Raw genomic sequence first — 18,547 nt, forward strand, 5'->3', positions numbered from 1 at the left:
CGAAGTGCGCCGCGCCGCGCTCGCGGGCGCCGACCCCGTGGAGGCGTCGCTGCTCACCGCGCAGGTATATCTTCGTCAGGGGCTGGACGGCGAGGCGCTGGAGCGGTTCGACGCGGCGCTCGTCCGCCTGGAAGGCGCGGAGTGGTCGCCCGAGGCGGCGCGCGCGTGGAGCGGACGCGCCCGCGCGCTGCTGCGCCTGCACCGCCCGGCAGACGCGCGCGAGGCGGCGGAGACGGTGCGGAAGCACGCGCCCGACGACCGCGAGAACCTGCAGGTCCTCGGCGAGGCGCTGCTGCTCCAGGGCGAGGCGGTGGATGCGATGCGCGTCTTCTCCCACGCGTGCGCGCTCGACCCGGCGGACGCGTCGCTGATGCGGCACCTGGGCCGTGCGGCGCTGGCGGCGGGGCGGACGGCGGATGCGGAGAAGGCGTTGCGGAAGGCCGTCTCGCTCGACCCGGAGTTCGTCGCGGCGCGCGTGGAGCTGGGGCGCCTGCTGCTGGACGGCGGGCGTGCGGCGGATGCGGTCGCGGAGAGCCGCGCCGCGCTGGACGTGCTGCCGACGTACGCCGACGCCGCGTATCTGCTCGCCTCCGCCCTGCGCGCCGCGAAGCAGCCGGCGGAGGCGCGGCTGGCGCTGGTCGACCTGCTCGCGGGCGACCCGTACCACTTCGAGGCGCTGGTCCTGCTCGGCCTAGTGCTGGGGGACGAGGGGCGGCGGGACGACGCGCGCCACGCCTTCGGCCGCGTGCTCAAGTTCGACGCCTCGCGGGCCGACGCGCTCTTCCACCTGGGCGTGGTCGCGGGCGAGGAGCGGCACTTCCGCGAGGCCATCTCGTTCTGGCGCCGCACGGTGGACGCGGCGCCCGAGGGGCCGTACGCCGCCCTGGCGCGAGACAACATCGCGACCGCGCTGGACCTGGCGCGCGTCTTCCAAACCGCGGGCACGTAGCCGATGGCCATCGAGGGACCGCTCCGCGAGCTGGCGCTCAGCGACGTCTTCCAGCTCCTGGACCTGTCGCGCAAGTCCGGCGTGCTCAGCATCACCAGCGAGGCCAAGGCCAAGCCCGCCCTGGTGCGCTTCGACCGCGGCGCGGTGGTGGCCGCCGAGCTCCCTGGCAGCACCGAGCGCATCGGCCACCTGCTGCTCCGCGCCGGCAAGGTGACGGAGGCGGACGTGGAGGGCGCGCGGCGGGTGCAGCAGCGCCGTCCGGGCACGCCGCTGGGCGCCATCCTGGTCGAGCAGGGCACCGTGGCTCCGGCGGACGTCGCGCGGCAGCTCCGCTTCCAGATCCAGGAGACGGTCTTCGACCTGATCCAATGGAAGGACGGCTACTTCCGCTTCGAAGAGGCGGTCACGCCGCCGCCCGGCCCCATCTCGGTGCGCGTGAGCACCGAGTCGCTGCTGATGGAGGCGGCGCGCCGCATCGACGAGTGGAGCACGCTGGAGTCGAAGATCCCCCACATGGGGGTGATCCCGGCGCTGGTGGGCGACAGCGCCGAGGGCGCCACGCTGGACCTGCACCCGGCCGAGTGGGAGGTCCTGGCGGAGATCGACGGCGCGCGGACGATGAAGGAGATCGCGGGCGGGCTGGGACGCAGCGACTTCGACGTCGCCAAGATCGTCTTCGGCCTGGTGAGCACCGGCGTGGTGGAGATCGTGGAGGAGCGCGCCCCCGAGGTCGCCGGCGCCGCCCGCGACCGTCCGTTGCGCGACGCACTGGGCGAGGCGCGGCTGGCGCTCAGCGACGGGGCGGCGGAGCGCGCGCGGCGCATGCTGGACGACCTGGTGCGCGCCCACTCCGACCGGCCGGAGGTCTACCTGATGCTGGCCGAGGCGCAGCGCCGCGTGGGCCGCTGGGCCGAGTCGCTGCACTCGCTCGGCCGCGCCGCCGCGCTGGACCCGCTGGCGCCGCAGGTGCACTACCACCTGGGCTTCGCCGCCGCGCACACCGGCGACCTGGGCCGCGCGCAGGAGGCGTGGGACACGTACCTGCGCCTGGGCGATCCCGAGCCGCGCCGCCGCGACGTGGCCCTCCGCGCCCAGGCCGCCGCCGAGGTGCTGCGCCTGGTGATGGACGAGGAGGGCCTGTGAGCGCCACGCCCCAGCAGGTGCGCCAGTGGAGCGAGGAGGTGGCGCGCGATCCCGGCAGCATGGCGTTCGTGCCGCTGGCAGCCGCGTACCGGTCGCAGGGGCGGCAGGACGCCGCGCTGCGCCTTTGCATCCGCGGGCTGGAGCGCAACCCCACCAACGTAGAGGCGCACTACCTGCTCGGCCTGCTGTACCGCGAGGCGGGCGACGGCGTGCGCGCCTTCGACGAGTGGGACATCGCGCTGCACCTGTCGCCCGAGCACCGGATGGCGAGGCGCGCCGTCGGGCTGCTGTGCGCCGACCGCGGCGAGTGGGCCGCCGCCGCGCGCCACCTCTCCCGCGCCGCCACGGACAACCCGGCCGACGCCGAGGTCGCCGAAGCCCTCGCGAACGCGCGGCAGCGCGCGGGCGGCATCGGCGTCCCCGTCACCACGCCCAAGCCGCAGCCCGAGACGCAGCCCGCATCCGGCTCCGCGCAGCCGCAAACCGCTGGTGGATCGGTAGATGCGCCTCGTCCCGCCGCTCCCGTCGCATCGGCCGAAGTGCCCCGCCCGGCATCCCCCGTCATCTCGGCGGATGCGGCGCAGGCAACGGCCTCGCCCCAGTCGGCAGATGTGCGGCCGGCGACGGCATCCGCATCTACCGACTCGGGAGATGCACGGCAGGCGACGCCGCCCGCATCCAACGCCTCGGCAGATGTGCAGGCGACGACAGCGTCTGTATCTACCGTCTCTGCTGATGCGCAGCCTGCGACGGCGGCCGTATCCACTGACGCGGTAGATGCACAGCGGGCCGCGGCTCCGTCTGGCGCAGCGAGTGGAGATTCGGCGGCGACATCCGATCGCCCGTCGTCGGCCGCTTCGGCGGATGCGGCAAGGGCGAGGGGAGATGCCGCTCCGGCGTCGGTTGGCGGCGCGACGGGCGAGGTGTGGGACACGCTCGAAGAGGAGTTCCGCGGGTTCGCGGCGGAGCGCGGGGTGGTGGGCGCGGTGCTGCTGGACGACCACGGCTACGTGCTTGCAGGCGAGATGCAGGTGAACGGTCGCGACCGCGGGCCGGAGATCGCCGCCGTCCTCTCCGGCGCCTCGTCCGAGGCCGAGCGCGCCATCCGCCACCTGAGCCTCGGCAAGTGGCGCGGCATCCTGCTGGAGACGCCGGACGCCACGGTCCGCATCGCCCCCACGGAAGACGGCGGCATGCTCGCAGTCGCAGCGCGCCGCGAGGTGCCCACCGGGCGAGTCCTCCGCGTGGCCGCCCGCGCGCTGGATGCCGCCGCGCGCTTCGCGGGCTCCGGCGGGGGGCGCCCGTGAGCGCCTACGCGGAGCTTCTCGCGAGCGTCAACGCCGTCCGCGGCGTCCGCGGCTCCATGATCGTCGCCGCCGAGGACGGCCTGGTCGTCGAGGAAGACCTGATGATCGGCGTCCCCGGCGAGGCCGTGGCCGCGCTGGTCGCCTCGCTCTTCCGCCGCGCGCGCCGCTCGGTGCAGGCGGCGGACTTCGGCGGCGCCTCGTTCCTCCAGGTCGAGGGCGACGACGGCCTGCTCTTCGCCGCCGCGCCGCCGCAGCTGGGCGACCTCCTTCTCGTCGTCGTCGCCGAGAGCTGGGTCAACGTGGGCCTGGTGCGCCTGGAGGCCGCGCGCGTGGCCGGGGCGCTGGGATGAGGCGCGCCGACCTGGAGCAGTACGTCGGTGACCTGGCGGGCCCGGTGGAGCGGTTCGCGCGGGAGGCCGGCGTGCGGCTGGTGCTGCTCATCAACGAGAGCGGCCAGGTCCTCGCCCAGCGCGGCTTCGCGCGCGCGCTGGACGTGATGGGCGTCGCGGCGCTGGGCGCCGGCATCCACGCATCGTCGCGCGCCATCGCCCGGCTGCTGCACATGGACGGCTTCAGGCACCTGCACCAGGCGGGCAGCGCGGGCCAGGTCTTCATCGGCCCTTTCCGCACCCCGGCCGAGGAGCTGATCCTGATCACCGTGTTCGGCGAGGACTCGTCGCTGGGCCTGGTGCGCGTCTTCTTCGACCAGCTCGTGGGCGAGGTGGGGCGGCTGCCGGGCTGGAGCGCCGCGCGCCCAACGGGAGATGCCGCCAGCTTCGAGCGCGACCTGGAAGCGGGGCTCGACCATTTTTTCGGAAACGTCTAGGACCTTGCGCACACCCGCGCCACACCGCGCCGGCCGCGCCTGACGGGAAGAGGAACACCGCATGTCTCTGGTCAACTACTCGACCCGCGAGATCACCAGCAAGATCGTCTACTACGGGCCGGGCCGGTCCGGGAAGACGACCAACTTGCAGTACGTGCACGGCCAGGTGCCCGAGGAGCGCCGCGGCCGCATGGTCTCGCTCGCCACCGAGACCGACCGCACCCTGTTCTTCGACTTCCTGCCGCTGGACCTGGGCACCATCTCCGGGTTCCAGACCAAGTTCCAGCTCTACACCGTGCCGGGGCAGGTGTACTACGACGCCACCCGCAAGCTCGTGCTCCAGGGCGCCGATGGCGTGGTCTTCGTGGGCGACTCGCAACGCGCGCAGCAGCAGGAGAACGTGGAGAGTTTCCGCAACCTGCAGGTAAACCTGCTGGAGCAGGGCGTGGACCCGCGCACCATTCCCATGGTGCTCCAGTACAACAAGCGCGATCTGCCGGACGTGATGAGCGTGGAGGAGATGGACGACCTGCTCAACTACCGCAACCTGCCGCGCTTCGAAGCCCGCGCGCTGGCCGGCGCCGGCGTGTTCGACACGCTGCGCGGCATCAGCGAGCTGGTGCTGCGGCGGCTGTCGCAGCGCTTCGGGCGCGCGGTGACGCAGGCGCAGGGATGATGACGTCATGACGTTCGAGCAGGACCCCCGCTTCACCTTCGACACCTTCGTCGCCGGTCCCGGCAGCCGCATGGCCGCGGCCGCCGCCCGGCGCGCCGCCGAGTCGCCGGGCACCAGCTACAACCCCCTCTTCCTGTACGGCGGGCGCGGCGTGGGCAAGACGCACCTGCTCCACGCCGTCGGCGGCTTGGCGCGCACCGTGCGCCCGGACCTGCGCGTCGTCTACCAGACGGCCGAGCAGCTGGTGGACGGACTCACCGCCGCCGTCGCCTCGGGCACGGTCGAGGCGTGGCGCGACGCGTACGTGGACGCGGAGCTGCTGCTGCTGGACGACGTGCAGATGCTCGCGGGAATGACGCGCACGCAGGACGAGCTGCTGCGCCTGTGGGACGCCATCGACCGCACCCGCGTGCAGTTCGTGCTCGCCGGCGACCGGCCGCCGCCGGAGATCGACGGGCTGTCCGACGCGCTGCGCGCCCGCCTCTCCGGCGGCCTCACCGTCGACATCGCCCCGGCCGAGGTGGAGACGAGGCTCGCCATCGTGGAGCAGGCGGCGCGGGACGGCGGTGTGGAGCTCTCCGGCGGCGCCGCGGAAGCGATCGCCGGGCTGCCGCTGGACGGCGGCCACGACCTCCAGCGCGGCGTCGGCCGCCTCGGCGAGGTGCAGCGCGCGGAAGGCCGCCCGCTGCCGGCCGACGAGGTCGCGTCCCTGCTCGCCCCGGCCGAAGCCGCGGCGCCGGTCGACGAGTTCAGCGCGTTCCTCTCCGATATCGCGTTCACGGTCGAGCAGCTGGTCGAAGCCGCCCCGTGGCGCAAGACGCTGGCGGAGGCCATCCTGCGCTGGGAAGGCGAGGGCATCCGCTGCCGCCGCCTGGAAGAGGCGCTGGAGACCGACTCCGCTCCCGACGTCGAATCGCTCATCTCCGGGTTCTCGGCCGACGTGGACCGGCTCCGCGCCGCCGCGGCGGAGCTGGAGAAGATCGAGGGACGCGCCTCGTCGTCCCCGCTCCTCAAGGACCCGGACCGCGCCGCCGAGGCGGAGGCGCTGGTCGAAGCCGCCCGCGCCGAGGCCAGCCGCCGCGCCGCCGATCCCGCCGGGAAGCCCGCGGAGCCCGGGCCGCGCGTGGACCGCTGGTTCTTCAACGCCGAGAAGGTGGCGTGGTCGTGGGTGGCGCTGGACGACCGCATCATCGAAGAGGTGGGCTGATGGCCATCAAGGGAAACCTGCGCGAGGCCTCGCTCCCCGACGTGCTCCAGCTTCTGGCCATGGGGCAGAAGACGGGGTGCCTGGCGGTGACCGACCGGTCCAACTTCGGCTACATCTACTTCGACCGCGGGCGCATCACGTACGCCAGCATCGTCAACCGGCGCGACCGGCTGGGCGACCTGCTGGTGAAGAACGGCCTCGTCCGCGCCGCCGAGCTGAACGCCGCCATCGAGGACCAGGGCGCGCACCCCGGCCTGCGCCTGGGCGAGATCCTGATCCGCCGCGGCGCCATCACGCGCGAGCAGCTGGAGCAGTACATCCGCATCCAGATCGAGGAGGCAGTCTACTTCCTCTTCACCTGGTCGCAGGGCTCCTTCTACTTCGAGGCCGAGCAGCGGCCCGACGAAGGGGCCATGCTGGTCTCCATCAACCCGGAGAACCTGCTCCTCGAAGGCGCCCGCCGCATCGACGAGTGGAGCCTGATCGAGAAGAAGATCTCGTCGCTGGAGCTGGTCTTCGAGCTGGACCGCTCCAAGCCGGTGGACGGCATCGAGCTGTCCGAGGAGCAGCGCAAGATCCTGCCGCTCATCGACGGGCGGCGCAGCGTGCAGGAGATCATCGACGAGTCGGGGATGGTGGAGTTCGACGTGGGCAAGGCCATCTTCGGCCTCATCCAGGCCGGCTTCGCCCATCCCGTCGGCCGCCGCGCGGCCGAAGCGGTGCGCGAGGTGCCGCAGGCGCGCATCGACGAGCACCGCAACCTGGGCGTCGCCTTCTACAAGACGGGGATGTACGAAGAGGCCACCCGCGAGTTCAAGCGCGTGGCCGAGCTCCAGCCGCACAGCCTCGATTCCCGCTTCCACCTGGCGCTCATCGGCCTGCGCAACGGCGACGACCGCTTCGCCATCCGCTACCTGCGCGAGGTGATCGAGGTCGGCGGCCCGCGCGCCGCGGCGTTCCACGACATGTCGCTGGCGCTGGAGCGCATCGGTCGGCTGCCTGACGCGCGCATCGCGGCCGACCAGGCGTTTCGCTTGGCCGCCCGCCGCCCCGCGGTCCTCCTCTCCCGCGCCATCCTGCTCCTGAAGCAGGGCGAGGTCCACCCCGCGGCCGAGGCGTTCGCGGAGTACCGCTCGCTGATGGGAGATGCGCGGCCGCCCGCGGCGTACTTCGCCTTCGCGCTGCTGGCCGAGGCCGCCGCGGGCCGCCTCGACGCCGCGCTCGCGCTGGCCGACGAGGGCATCGCCCTGCATCCCCACTCGGCGCCCATCCACCTGCACGCCGGCGCCGTCCGCGAGCGCCGCGGCGAGTGGGAGCTGGCCGAGGCCGCATACAAGCGCGCGACGGAGGAGGACGCGGAATTGCCGCAGGCCGAGAAGTCACTCGGAGATGCGCTCTACCGCCGCGGCGCGTACGACGAGGCGGCCGAGGCGTACCGGCGCGCGCTCAAGATCGCCCCCGAGCTGGGCGACGACACCTACTTCCGGCTGGGCAACATCCACTACAAGAAGATGGAGCGCGAAGAGGCGGTGCGGCTGTGGCGGCGGGCGCTGGGCATCAACCCGCACAACACCGTGGTGCGCACCAACCTGGAGCTGGTGGAGAACGTGCTGCGATGAACCGGCCGCCGTCCGCCCCGCCCCCGTTCCTGCCCCTCACGCTGGAGGGCGACGACGAAGAGCTGGAGAAGCTGAAGGTGAAGATCGAGCGCGACCGCGGCTTCAACTGCCAGTTCTACAAGGACAAGTGCCTGCGCCGCCGCATCGCCGTGCGCATGCGGGCGCGCGGCAAGGCCAGCTTCGCCGAGTACGGCCAGCTGCTGGACCGCGAGCCGGCGGAGTACGAGACGCTGCTCGACACGCTGACCATCAACGTCACCAAGTTCTTCCGCAACCTGGAGACGTGGCGCGCCGTGGAGCAGCTGGTGCTGCCGCCGCTCTTCGACATGCGCACCCACCAGCTACGGGTGTGGAGCGCCGGCTCGTCCAGCGGCGAGGAGGCGTACACCGTCTCCATCCTCGCCCGCGAGTGGGCCGAGAAGCACGGGCGCGGGGCCGACCTCGCGCGGCTGCACGTGCTGGGGACGGACATCGACCGGCGCAGCCTGGAGGCGGCGCAGCGGGGCGAGTATCCCGACCTGTCGCTCCAGGAGACGCCCCAGGCGGTGCGCGAGCGCTGGTTCTCGCCCGGCCCGCCGTACCGCATCCGCCCCGAGGTGCAGCGCAACGTGGCCTTCGTGCGGCGCGACCTGATCTCCGAGCCGCCGCCGCCGGAGCAGAACCTGATCTTCTGCCGCAACGTGGTCATCTACTTCGACCGCGAGATCCAGGAGCGGCTCTTCAAGGGCTTCTACGACGCGCTGGTGCCCGGCGGCTTCCTGGTGATGGGGAAGGTCGAGACGCTGATCGGGCCGGCACGCACGCTCTTCCGCGCGGTGAACAACCGCGAGCGCATCTTCCAGAAACCCGCATGACGCCAAGACAGAGCTTCGTCAAGGTCGCGCAGCACGCCGTGGGGGGGAAGGAAGACGTCCTCGTCACGCTGGGGCTGGGCAGCTGCGTCGCCATCGTGCTGCAGGACCGCGCCGCGGGCGTGGGCGGCATGGCGCACGTCCTCCTCCCCGAGCCGTCGCTGGCGCGCGACGCCAGCAACCCGGCCAAGTTCGCCGCCACCGCCGTGCCGCTACTGCTGGAGGAGATGGGCCGGCTGGGCGCGCGCGCCGGGCGGCTGGAGGCGCGCCTGGTGGGCGGCGCGTCGATGTTCGCCTCGCTCATGGGCCCGGGCTCGCTCAACATGGGCGAGCGCAACGTGCGCGCCTCGCGCGAGGCGCTTCGGAAGGCGGGGATCCCCATCGTCGCCGAGGAGGTGGGCGCCGACTACGGGCGCTCGGTCCGCTTCTGGGTGGGCGAGGGCCGCACCGTCGTCTCGTCGGTGGGGAAGGGCGACATTGTCCTCTGACGCGCGCCCCCGGAAGCACTCGGTCCTGGTCGTGGACGACAGCGCCTTCATGCGGCGCGTCATCAGCGACATGGTCTCGGGCGCCCCGGAGTTCCGCGTCGTAGGCACCGCCCGCGACGGCAACGACGCCCTGCGCAAGATCCACCAGCTCGACCCCGACCTGGTGACGATGGATGTGGAGATGCCGGGGCTGGACGGCCTGGCCGCGCTCGGCTACATCATGAGCGAGACGCCGCGGCCCGTGGTCATGCTCTCCGCCTACACGACCGAGGGCGGCGAGGCGACGCTGCGGGCGCTGGACTACGGCGCGGTGGACTTCGTCGCCAAGCCGTCGGGCACCATCTCGCTGAACCTGGAGACGGTCTCGGACCGGCTGCTGGAAGCGTTGCGGGCCGCCGCCTCCGCCAACCTCTCGAACATCCGCGTCCACGTCGCCCGTCCCGGCGCGGCGAGCCCGCAGCGGGCGGCGCGGACGGACGGCGCGTCGCCGGACATGGCCGTCGCCATCGCCGCCTCCACCGGCGGGCCGCGGGCGCTGGCGGAGGTGATCGCCGGGCTGCGGGCGCCGTTCCCCGCGGCGGTGCTCATCGTCCAGCACATGCCGGCACGCTTCACCCGCACGTTCGCCGAGCGGCTGGACGGCGTGGCGGAGGTGCCGGTGACGGAGGCCGAGGACGGCGAGGAGGTCCGCGCCGGGCACGTCTACCTCGCCCCGGGCGACTTCCACATGCGCGTCGTCCGCGCCCCGGACGGCGTGGTGCGCGTCGCGCTGGACCGCGGCCCCACGGTCTGGGGCGTGCGTCCCGCGGCCGACCACCTCTTCCGTAGCGTCGCGGACGTCTACGGCGCCCGCACCGTGGGCGCCGTGCTCACCGGCATGGGCCGCGACGGGGCCGAAGGGCTGCGCGTGATGGTCGAATCGGGCGGCACGGGCATCGTGCAGGACCGCGCCACCTCCGTCATCTTCGGGATGCCGCAGGCCGCCGCCGAGTGGGCCCAGCGCGTCGTCCCGCTCGGCGCCGTCGCCGACGCGCTCACGGCCGAGGTCCTGGCCATGGGCTCGCGCCTCGCCGCCGCCGAACGGAGTGTGGACGCGTGAGCGGCGAGAGGAAGGATGGGGGATCGAAGCCGGGAGATGGAGACGCGGCGCCGGTGGATTCGCTCCGCGCCTTCGCCCGTGGGCTCTCGGCGGGAGAGATTTCCGTCCCCGCGCCGGTGCCGGCAGATGCGAATCCCGCCGCCTCGTCGGCCGATGCGCGTTCCGGCGGCTTCTCGGCCGATGCGCGGCAGACGGCGTTTCCGGACGGCCATCTCGCCGCCCTGGCGGAGGCGCACGCGGGCTCGGGAGATGCGGACGAGTCCGCCGGTCCCCCGGTCGCGCCTTTCCGCGAGCGCGTGGAGGCGGACGAGGCGGTGCAGGTCGTCGTCTTCGAGATCGGCGGCGAGCTCCACGCCTGCGACGTGCTTCTCGTCGAGGAGGTGGTGACGCGGCAGCCCATCCACCGTCTTCCCGACACGCCCGCGCGGATCGTGGGCGTGCTTCGCCTGCGCGGCGAGCTGGTGCCGGTGCTGGACGTGGCGCCGTTCCTGGACCTCGCGCTGGACCCGTCGCGCCAGCCCGCCGTCCTCGTCGTCGGCACGGCCGAGGGCCGCATCGGCGTCGCGGCCGACGCGGTGCTGGAGGTCGTCACGCTGCCGTCCGGCTCGTATCGCCCCGCCCCGTCCGCCGCAGCGGGCGACGCGTACTCGGCCGGCGTGGCGCGCGTGGACGGCCGGCTCGTGAGCCTCGTCGACCTCGCGGAGGTCCTCCGCGAGCAGACCACCCTGTCCCTTGGGGAAACCCCGTGAGAAACGTACGGCAGCAGGCGGTGCCCCAGGTGCAGCTCGTCACCTTCCGCCTTGGCGGCGAGGAGTTCGGGCTGGACGTGTTCGCCGTCCACGAGATCCTGCGCTGGCAGGAGGTCACGCCCGTCCCCAAAGCCCCGGAGTTCGTGGAGGGCGTCATCGACGTGCGCGGCACCCTGGTGCCGGTGGTCGACCTGCGCAAGCGCTTCGAGCTGGCGAACGCCGCCACCGACGACGACACCCGCATCGTCCTGGTCGACTTCGCCGGCGAGCGCCTGGGCCTGGTGGTCGACTCCGTCACGGAAGTCCTTCGCGTTCCGGAGACGAGCGTGGCGCCGCCACCGCGCTACTTCAAGGGCCTCGCGGCGGAGTTCCTGCGCGGCATCGTGCGCCTGGAGCAGCGCCTTGTCGTGCTCGTGGACATGGAGCGCATCCTCTCCACCCAGGAGCGCATCGCCCTGCTCGAGGCGTACGCGGGCGGCGCCCCGGCAGACGAGGGCGCGGCGGCGCCCCAGCCGTCCAGCCAGGTCTGAGGGAGATGACCGGCGAAGAGCTGCTCGCCGCCTTCCAGGCGCGCTACGACCGCATCTCCCGCGAGCTGGAGGAGGTCAAGCCCGCCGAGCGCGAGCGCGTGCGCCAGGAGATCGTGGGCCTCTTCCGCGAGACCGAGTCCGCGCTGGACCAGCTCACCGCGTTCAAGGAGCGGATCCGCGAGCTGGTGGACCGGTATAAGGCCATCGCCGCCGCCGCGCCGGGCGCCCCTGCCGCCGCGCAGCCCTCCGGCTCCACCTACTCCGACCACCTCGGCAGCTCCACCTACGTCGAGCGCGGCTGGAGCGCCATCGCCGCCGGCGACCACGGGCGCGCCGTTAAGGAGCTGGAGCGCGCGCTGGAGCTGGCGCCCAACGACCCCCAGGCCGAGAGCCTGCTGGGCTGGGCGCAGATGCTGCGCGAGCAGTACGACGAGGCGCTGTACACCTACTACAAGGTGCTCAGCAAGGACCCGAACAACGCCCTGGCCCGCGTGAACCTGGGCTACATCTGCCTCAAGAAGGGCATCTTCGGCGAAGCGATCGAGCACCTGTCCCGCGCCATCCGCCTGGACGACGACCGCAAGGCCACGCTCTACGCCCACTTCTACATGGGCCTCGTCTACCTCGAACGGGAGATGTACGACGACGCGCGCTCGTTCTTCCGGAAGACGCTGGAGCTGGGCCCCAACATGCTCGAGGCGTACTGGGAGATGGGCCACGCCTTCTACCTCGAAGGCCGGAAGAAGGAAGCCGCCGAGGCGTGGCGCACCGGCATGGAGACGAACCGCTTCAACCTCTGGGGCGAGCGCTGCGGCAAGGCCCTCGCCAAGGTCGAAGCCGGCCAGCCCGTCACGTTCGACTGATGGACGATTCCTGTTTCGGGCGATGAAACACGGCGGGGCGCGGATTCGATTCCGCGCCCCGCCGTCCGTTGTCCATCTCCCCCGCGTCTGACGACGGCGGATGGCGCACAGGTCCCCCGCTCCGCGACAGCGATCATCCGCAGGCGCGGACGCGGGTGCCGGCGGCATACGCCGCGGCGGACGGGTCACCGTTGCCCCACGTGGGACGTGCGGCGGAACATGTGGGGCTCGCCCGGCACCGGAATGGCGCGTTCGCGACGCCTGCGGCGGCTCGTGGACCGCCGCGCCGCGAGGGGTTCCCGCTGAAAGGGCAGGGGATTGCGACATTGCGCATCCACGCTCCATTCGCGGCGTTGGATGGCGTATGCTGCTCCTCCCGGTGGCCCGTGGGGCATCCTTGTCCCTGCCAACGCGTTGCCCATCTGCCGCGCACGTACTTCCATGCGCGGATGTCCGAAAAGGTATTGCCAAAACCACTTCCCTGCGTTATCCCTTTAGCTCGTTTCCCGGGGCTTTCGTCTCCGGGGGCGCTCGTCGTATCCGGAGCACCGCCAAAGACCGCCTCCGCGGAGCCCTCCCGGCTCCCGGCCACACGGCCCCTATCGCGTGCCCCGATCCCGAACCCAACAGGCGGCGTCCGCCGCTCCGCGTCCGCGGGAGACCGCTCCCCCGCCGCGGCGCCCGTGCCGCCCTCTCGACCCTCCGCCGCCGCCCGTACGTGGGCCGCGGAGGCCTGCCGGCCCCCTCGCTCGCGACCGCACCGTCATTCGTGCCGCGGGTCGAATCTTTCGGTACCACTGGAGGCGCAATGAACAAGCCGACCCCGCGCACCGCGCGCCGCGCGCTCGCACTGGCGGGCTTCGCCCTGCTGGCCGCGTGCAGCGACGCAACCGCGCCCGTCCGCACGGGCGAGCTGCCCGCCAACCTGGAGCGCGGCATCTACCCGCTCATCTCGGTCGCGAGCCAGACCAAGAGCGCGGCACAGGTGGAGCTGTACCTCAAGCGCGTGCAGGTGTCGCCGTCGCTCGCCAGCTTCCAGGGCGAGCTCACGTACGACCCGCGCATCATGACGCTCGACCACACCGACCTGCCGCCGGGCATCATCGGCGCGACCAACGAGGTGTCGCCCGGCCACGTGCGCTTCGCGGGCGCCTCCATCGACGGCGTGGGCGACGTGCCGGTCTTGGAGCTGCGCTTCACCACGCACGGCGAGCTTTCCCGCGGCGCGTTCGGCGTGAAGGTGGAAGAGGTCGTGGGCGCCGGCGACCTGGCGAACCTGACCTCGGCGGTCTCCACCGGCGAGCCCTTCTTCAGCACGTCCGGCCGGTAGTCACGACGCGCGCGGCGCCCTTCCGGGGCGCCGCGCGCTTTGCCGGCTTTCATCTTCAGCAGAGACGATCCGCATGTTCTCCAGAGCTTCCAGGCGCATCCTGCTCCTGCTCGCGGTCTTCGCCGCGCGGCTCGCCGCCCCCTTAGCCGCGCAGACCGCGGCGGGGCAGCCGGCCACCTCTCCCGCTTCGGCGGCCACCGCGCAGTCCAACGCCGCCCCGGCCATCTGGGGCGACGTCAACGGTGACGGCCAGGTGACGCTGCTCGACGCGCTCGCGGTGATCGCGAACGTGGTGGGCAAGCAGCTCCCCGCCGGCTACACCGTGGCGGGCGCCGACGTGGACGGCAACGGGCAGGTCAGCGCCATGGACGCGCTGGTGATCGCGGGCTACGCCGCCGGGCGCGACATGTCGCGCTACCCGGTGGGCCAGGCGATCAAGGGCACCGGCGACGGTACCGGCGGCACCAAGATCGACGCGCTCGACTGCTCGGTGACGGTTGCTACTGGCGTGATGACCTGCCGCAGCGAGACGCCCGCCGTGGGCTCGGACAACGTCGGCGCAGCGACCGTGGGCAGCCAAGGCCTGTTCGTCAAGTTGACCTCGACCAACACCAGCTTCAACTCCGGCACGGGCATCTTCAGCGCCGACGTGACGGTGCAGAACCTCATCACGCAGACGCTCGGCACGGCCGACGGCACAACGCTGGACGCGGAAGGCGTGCGCGTCTACTTCCATCTCGGCCCTATCGGCGTGCCTTCCGGCATGGTGACGGTGAACAACCCAGACGGGACGGGGAACTTCGTGAGCGGCAGCAATCTGCCGTTCTTCCGCTATCCGCAGCTCCTGGCGCAGAACCAGACGTCGGCGGCCAAGACCTGGCAGTTCCACCTCGACCCGGCCGCCACGACGTTCACCTTCAAGGTGTACGTGGCCGCCAAGGTGAAGCACGAGAACGGCTACGTGGACGTGGCTCCCTCGCCCGACACGCTGCAGGCGGGCGGCACGGTGCAGCTCAGCGCCTCGGCCCACACGGTGACGGGCCAGACCACCGGCCAGCCGATCACGTGGAGCACCGGCGACGGGTCCAAGGCCACGGTCAGCACGAACGGTCTGGTCACGGCAGTGGCTGACGGCAACGTCACCATCACGGCCACGGCCACGGGCGAGGCCCGCGATCCGGGCACGGCTTCGATCGTGGTCCGCACCCCCTCGGCGGACAGCAGCACGATCACGGCGAACCCGACCAACGCGGCGGCCGGTGACAGCTCGCTCATCACGGTGCAGATCCGTTCGCGACTGGGCTTCAACATCACGCACTCGGTCGGTGCGGGTGCCGTGGTGCTCGCCACCACCCATGGTACCCTGACCAGCGTCGTCGACAAGAACAACGGCACGTACACCGCCTACCTGAAGGACACGATCACGCGGACCGACACGGTGACGGGCACGCTGAACGGCGCCGCGATCCACGACTCGGCAACGGTCGCCTTCGGTCCCGCCGCCGCGACGCATTTCATCGTCGAGGCCGCCGGCGGCGGCGCGATTGCCGACCAGCTCGTCAACGCGCCCTTCAACGTTAAGATCACGGCGCGCGACGCGTTCGAAAACGTCGCGACCGGCTTCACGGGCACGGCGACTCTCACGACATTGCCGACGAACCACGTGTCCGCCGGCTCGCCGACCGCCGCGTTCACGGCGGGTGTCCTGGCGTCACAGAGCGTCACCATCAACACGACGGGCGTCGACACGCTCGTCGCGACCGCCGGCTCGGTCGTCGGCAAGAGCAACGGCTTCCAGGTGCAGTCCGCACCGGTGGCGGTGAACGAGGCCCCGGCGCCGACCAGCGTGCCGGGCCAGCCGTTCCATGCCTTCTACAGCACGGCCAGCAGCCCACGGACCGACACCATCGCGCCGAGCGGCGTCTTGGCCAACGACGACCTCGGCTTCCCGCTGGCGGCCATAACGTCGTTCGGCGCGGACAGCCTGGGCGGCACGGTCACCACCAACGCGGCGGGCTCCACCGTGTCGCCTCTTCCCGGCTACACGTCCGGTTCTCTGAGCGTTGCCTCCAACGGATCGGTCATCTTCAGGCCGGCCGACGGCTTTACCGGCAACTATGTCTTCCACTACCGCATCACCAACGTGCGCGGGACGTCGGATGGCCAAGTCACGATCGCCGTGGGCTTCCGTCCGGCGGTAGCCGACGATGCGTACTCATCCGTGCTGGGCAACGTGCCGATCAACACGGCTAAGAGTTCGCAGTTCACGGTCATGCTGAACGATGCAGGCGACGCCAAGAAGGTCAAGCTCAGCACGGCGAGCAACGGCACCGTCACACTGGACTCGCTTACTGGAACCTTCGCCTTCCGTCCGAACGCCGGCTATACCGGCCCGGCCGGCTTCACCTACACGCTGACCAACGGGTTCGGGACGACTGCGGCGGCCACGGTGTCGTTCACGGTGACCGCACCGGTCTGGTTCGTGAAGTCCGACGCTGCGACGAACGGCGACGGGCGGTACGACGCACCGTTCAACAACCTGTCGAGCGCCTTCGCAGCGGCCACGAAGCCGGCTGCGAACCAGGTGATCTTCCTCCACTCCAGCGGCACCAGCTACACCGGCGGCGTGACGCTGCTCGCCGGCCAGAAGCTGATCGGCGGCGGTGCGGCGGGCGCCTTGTTCGAGAACGTGGCGGGCGTGACCTGGCCGGCCGACGCGGCCACGCAGCCCACCATCGGCGGCGCGAGCCCCACCGTATTGGGCGGCCTCACGCTGGGCAGCGGCAACACGCTCCGGGGCTTCAACATGGGCGGGTCGGGCACTCTGACCGGCAGCAGCTTCGGCACGCTGACCATCTCGGAGCTGGGCATCAACACCACGGGGCAGGCGCTGAGCCTGACCACCGGCACGCTGGCGGGCAGCTTCGCCCAGGTCCGCTCGACCGGCGGGACGAACAACGTCTTCCTGTCGAACGTGGCGACTTCGAGCCTGGTCACGCTCGGCACGGCTTCCGACGCGCTCTCCGGCGCGACCGCCGACGCGGTCGTGGTCAGCGGCGGCAACGGCTCGTTCACCTTCCCCGCGCCCATCACGAACACGGCCACCCTCGCGGTGAACGTTTCGGGCAAGACGGGCGGCGCGGTGACGTTCTCGAACGACATCAACCCGACCACGGCGGCGAAGGGCATCTCCGTCACCAGCAACAACAGCGGCACCAACACGATCACCTTCAGCGGCGCCAACCAGAAGATCAGCTCCGGCGCCGCGGCGGGCGTGAACCTGACCAACAACACGGGCGCCACCATCAGCTTCACGGGCGGCAACCTGGTCATCGCCTCTACCACCGGTAACGGCTTCAATGCCACCGGCGGCGGCACCGTGATCGTGGACGGCGCGACGGACAACAGCACCATCTCCAGCACCGGCGGCATCGCGCTGAACGTGGTGAGCACGACCATCGGCTCGGGCGGGCTCAACTTCAAGAGCATTAGCGCCACCGGCGGCAGCAACGGCATCGTGCTGAGCGCGACCGGCACGACGGCGGGCCTCACCGTAGCCGGCGACGGCTCCACGGCGGGCTCGGGCGGCTCCATCACGAACGCGACCGGCGGTGACGGCGCCACCGCGGGCAACGGCGTCTACCTGAACGGCGCCCGCAACGTGAGCCTGAATTGGATGGCGTTCAGCGGCCACCAGAACAACGGCGTCTACGGTACGGGCGTGCGCGGCTTCACGCTGAACAAGACGCGCTTTACGGGCACGAACGGGAACAGCAACAACAGCGGCGGCTCGTTCAACGAGTCCGACGTGCAGCTCGTGGACGTCGGCGGGCCGGTGAAGCTGACTAACTCGCGGTTCGACGGCGCGGCTTACAACGCGGTCCGCATCGAGAACATCTCCGGCACCGCTCCCGCGCTGGACTCGCTGGTCCTCGCCTTCGACTCGGTGGGCACCATGCAGGGCAGCACGGGCGACGTGCGCGGCACCGCGCTGCTGGTCAACCTGATGGACGGCACGGCCGACGTCCGGTTCCGGAACAACAACGTCCTGGCCTGGTGGGGCAACGCGATCCACTCGCTGATCCAGGGCACGGCTTCGGGCACCACCCGCATCACCGGCAACTTCGTGGACAACACGAACGGCGCGCTGGCCGGTGCCGGCGGGATCTGGGTGGCAGGCGGCAACCACGCGTACAACATCTCGGGCAACACCGTGCGACACACCAACGGCACGGCGATCAGCGCCGACCGCGTGGCTGCCGGCACGAACATGAACGGGACGATCGACAACAATGCGATCGGCGTGTCGGGCGTCGCCAACTCGGGCTCGTTCACCGGCATCGGCATCTTCGCGAGCCAGCACGGCCCGGGCTCTACGACGGTGAAGATCAGCAACAACGTGCTGCGCCAGATCAACGGCTCGGCCGACGGCGCGATCTCGCTGAGATCGGGCGACGCGCTCGCCTTCGGCGGCAGCGGGACGTTCAACGCTACGGTGACGGGCAACAACATCCAGGAGTCCGGCACCACGGTGAACAACGCCCAGTCCGGAATTCTGGTCACCCACGGCATGCAGAGCGGCCCGCCCAACGATACGGACGTGGGCTGCTATGACGTCGTGAGCAACACGCTCGCGAACTTCAACACGGCCGCGGTGGCCGGGCGGCAGAACCTGATCCGGGTGAACCAGCGCTTCGGCACCACCTCGCGCTGGCCCGGGTACACCGGCGCGGCGACGGGCGCCACCTCGCAGACGGACATCGGAACCTACCTGCTGTCGCGGAACACCGCGTCCAACAGCATCAACGCCAACACCTCCACCGGAGGCTTCCTGAACACTTCGCCGGCCGGCTCGGCCTGCGCTCAGCCGAGCATGTGACGTCCGGGGACGGGAGAGAAGGTGGGGTGCC

General features: G+C 71.7%; 16 protein-coding genes. All 16 read left to right on the forward strand.

The window, feature by feature from the left end:
* A partial coding sequence (locus VFE05_22295; protein HET6232823.1) for a tetratricopeptide repeat protein occupies positions 1–949 on the forward strand: 949 nt, incomplete at its 5' end.
* A 3-nt stretch (positions 950–952) separates the two neighbouring features.
* Entirely contained in the window at positions 953–2,092 is a 1,140-nt protein-coding gene (locus VFE05_22300; protein ID HET6232824.1) for a DUF4388 domain-containing protein, read from the forward strand.
* Positions 2,089–3,399 carry a roadblock/LC7 domain-containing protein gene (locus tag VFE05_22305; GenBank protein HET6232825.1) on the forward strand — a complete coding sequence of 437 codons (1,311 nt, stop codon included), beginning with the start codon at positions 2,089–2,091 and terminating at the stop codon, positions 3,397–3,399. The genes VFE05_22300 and VFE05_22305 overlap by 4 nt, the downstream gene beginning before the upstream one ends.
* Complete coding sequence (locus VFE05_22310; protein HET6232826.1) at positions 3,396–3,749, forward strand: roadblock/LC7 domain-containing protein; 354 nt, start codon at positions 3,396–3,398, stop codon at positions 3,747–3,749. The genes VFE05_22305 and VFE05_22310 overlap by 4 nt, the downstream gene beginning before the upstream one ends.
* A complete protein-coding gene (locus tag VFE05_22315) occupies positions 3,746–4,225 on the forward strand; it encodes a roadblock/LC7 domain-containing protein (protein HET6232827.1) in 480 nt (159 codons plus the stop codon). The genes VFE05_22310 and VFE05_22315 overlap by 4 nt, the downstream gene beginning before the upstream one ends.
* 61 nt (positions 4,226–4,286) lie before the next feature.
* On the forward strand, positions 4,287–4,901 hold the full coding sequence (locus VFE05_22320) for a GTPase domain-containing protein (GenBank protein HET6232828.1): 615 nt from the start codon (positions 4,287–4,289) through the stop codon (positions 4,899–4,901).
* 7 nt (positions 4,902–4,908) lie between these two features.
* Positions 4,909–6,108 carry a DnaA/Hda family protein gene (locus VFE05_22325; protein HET6232829.1) on the forward strand — a complete coding sequence of 400 codons (1,200 nt, stop codon included), beginning with the start codon at positions 4,909–4,911 and terminating at the stop codon, positions 6,106–6,108.
* The gene (locus VFE05_22330; protein ID HET6232830.1) at positions 6,108–7,727 is read left to right on the forward strand and encodes a DUF4388 domain-containing protein; all 1,620 of its coding nucleotides are present in this window, start codon (positions 6,108–6,110) and stop codon (positions 7,725–7,727) included. The genes VFE05_22325 and VFE05_22330 overlap by 1 nt, the downstream gene beginning before the upstream one ends.
* Complete coding sequence (locus tag VFE05_22335; GenBank protein HET6232831.1) at positions 7,724–8,581, forward strand: protein-glutamate O-methyltransferase CheR; 858 nt, start codon at positions 7,724–7,726, stop codon at positions 8,579–8,581. Before VFE05_22330 ends, VFE05_22335 begins: the two co-directional genes overlap by 4 nt.
* On the forward strand, positions 8,578–9,066 hold the full coding sequence (locus VFE05_22340; protein HET6232832.1) for a chemotaxis protein CheD: 489 nt from the start codon (positions 8,578–8,580) through the stop codon (positions 9,064–9,066). Before VFE05_22335 ends, VFE05_22340 begins: the two co-directional genes overlap by 4 nt.
* Positions 9,056–10,165: a chemotaxis response regulator protein-glutamate methylesterase gene (locus VFE05_22345; GenBank protein HET6232833.1), complete on the forward strand. Its 1,110-nt coding sequence runs from the start codon at positions 9,056–9,058 to the stop codon at positions 10,163–10,165. Before VFE05_22340 ends, VFE05_22345 begins: the two co-directional genes overlap by 11 nt.
* Positions 10,162–10,914 (forward strand): chemotaxis protein CheW, encoded by a 753-nt coding sequence (locus VFE05_22350; protein HET6232834.1) that lies wholly within the window; start codon positions 10,162–10,164, stop codon positions 10,912–10,914. Before VFE05_22345 ends, VFE05_22350 begins: the two co-directional genes overlap by 4 nt.
* A complete protein-coding gene (locus tag VFE05_22355) occupies positions 10,911–11,444 on the forward strand; it encodes a chemotaxis protein CheW (protein ID HET6232835.1) in 534 nt (177 codons plus the stop codon). The genes VFE05_22350 and VFE05_22355 overlap by 4 nt, the downstream gene beginning before the upstream one ends.
* A 5-nt stretch (positions 11,445–11,449) precedes the next feature.
* Positions 11,450–12,307, forward strand: a complete 858-nt coding sequence (locus VFE05_22360; protein HET6232836.1) for a tetratricopeptide repeat protein — start codon at positions 11,450–11,452, stop codon at positions 12,305–12,307.
* Positions 12,308–13,115: 808 nt separating this feature from the next.
* Positions 13,116–13,637, forward strand: a complete 522-nt coding sequence (locus VFE05_22365) for a hypothetical protein (protein ID HET6232837.1) — start codon at positions 13,116–13,118, stop codon at positions 13,635–13,637.
* Positions 13,638–13,710: 73 nt separating this feature from the next.
* Positions 13,711–18,516, forward strand: coding sequence for an invasin domain 3-containing protein (locus VFE05_22370; protein HET6232838.1), 4,806 nt, complete (start codon positions 13,711–13,713; stop codon positions 18,514–18,516).
* Positions 18,517–18,547: the final 31 nt, after the last annotated feature.

The organism is Longimicrobiaceae bacterium, from assembly GCA_035696245.1.
In the GTDB taxonomy this organism is placed as follows: Bacteria; Gemmatimonadota; Gemmatimonadetes; order Longimicrobiales; family Longimicrobiaceae; genus DASRQW01.

What these genes read in the sequence shown, in the direction of transcription:
- VFE05_22330 (HET6232830.1), top strand. Translation starts at nt 6,108, where the DNA reads ATGGCCATCAAGGGAAACCTGCGCGAGGCCTCGCTCCCCGACGTGCTC.
- VFE05_22320 (HET6232828.1), top strand. Translation starts at nt 4,287, where the DNA reads ATGTCTCTGGTCAACTACTCGACCCGCGAGATCACCAGCAAGATCGTC.
- VFE05_22325 (HET6232829.1), top strand. Translation starts at nt 4,909, where the DNA reads ATGACGTTCGAGCAGGACCCCCGCTTCACCTTCGACACCTTCGTCGCC.
- VFE05_22300 (HET6232824.1), top strand. Translation starts at nt 953, where the DNA reads ATGGCCATCGAGGGACCGCTCCGCGAGCTGGCGCTCAGCGACGTCTTC.
- VFE05_22340 (HET6232832.1), top strand. Translation starts at nt 8,578, where the DNA reads ATGACGCCAAGACAGAGCTTCGTCAAGGTCGCGCAGCACGCCGTGGGG.
- VFE05_22365 (HET6232837.1), top strand. Translation starts at nt 13,116, where the DNA reads ATGAACAAGCCGACCCCGCGCACCGCGCGCCGCGCGCTCGCACTGGCG.
- VFE05_22315 (HET6232827.1), top strand. Translation starts at nt 3,746, where the DNA reads ATGAGGCGCGCCGACCTGGAGCAGTACGTCGGTGACCTGGCGGGCCCG.
- VFE05_22370 (HET6232838.1), top strand. Translation starts at nt 13,711, where the DNA reads ATGTTCTCCAGAGCTTCCAGGCGCATCCTGCTCCTGCTCGCGGTCTTC.
- VFE05_22335 (HET6232831.1), top strand. Translation starts at nt 7,724, where the DNA reads ATGAACCGGCCGCCGTCCGCCCCGCCCCCGTTCCTGCCCCTCACGCTG.
- VFE05_22360 (HET6232836.1), top strand. Translation starts at nt 11,450, where the DNA reads ATGACCGGCGAAGAGCTGCTCGCCGCCTTCCAGGCGCGCTACGACCGC.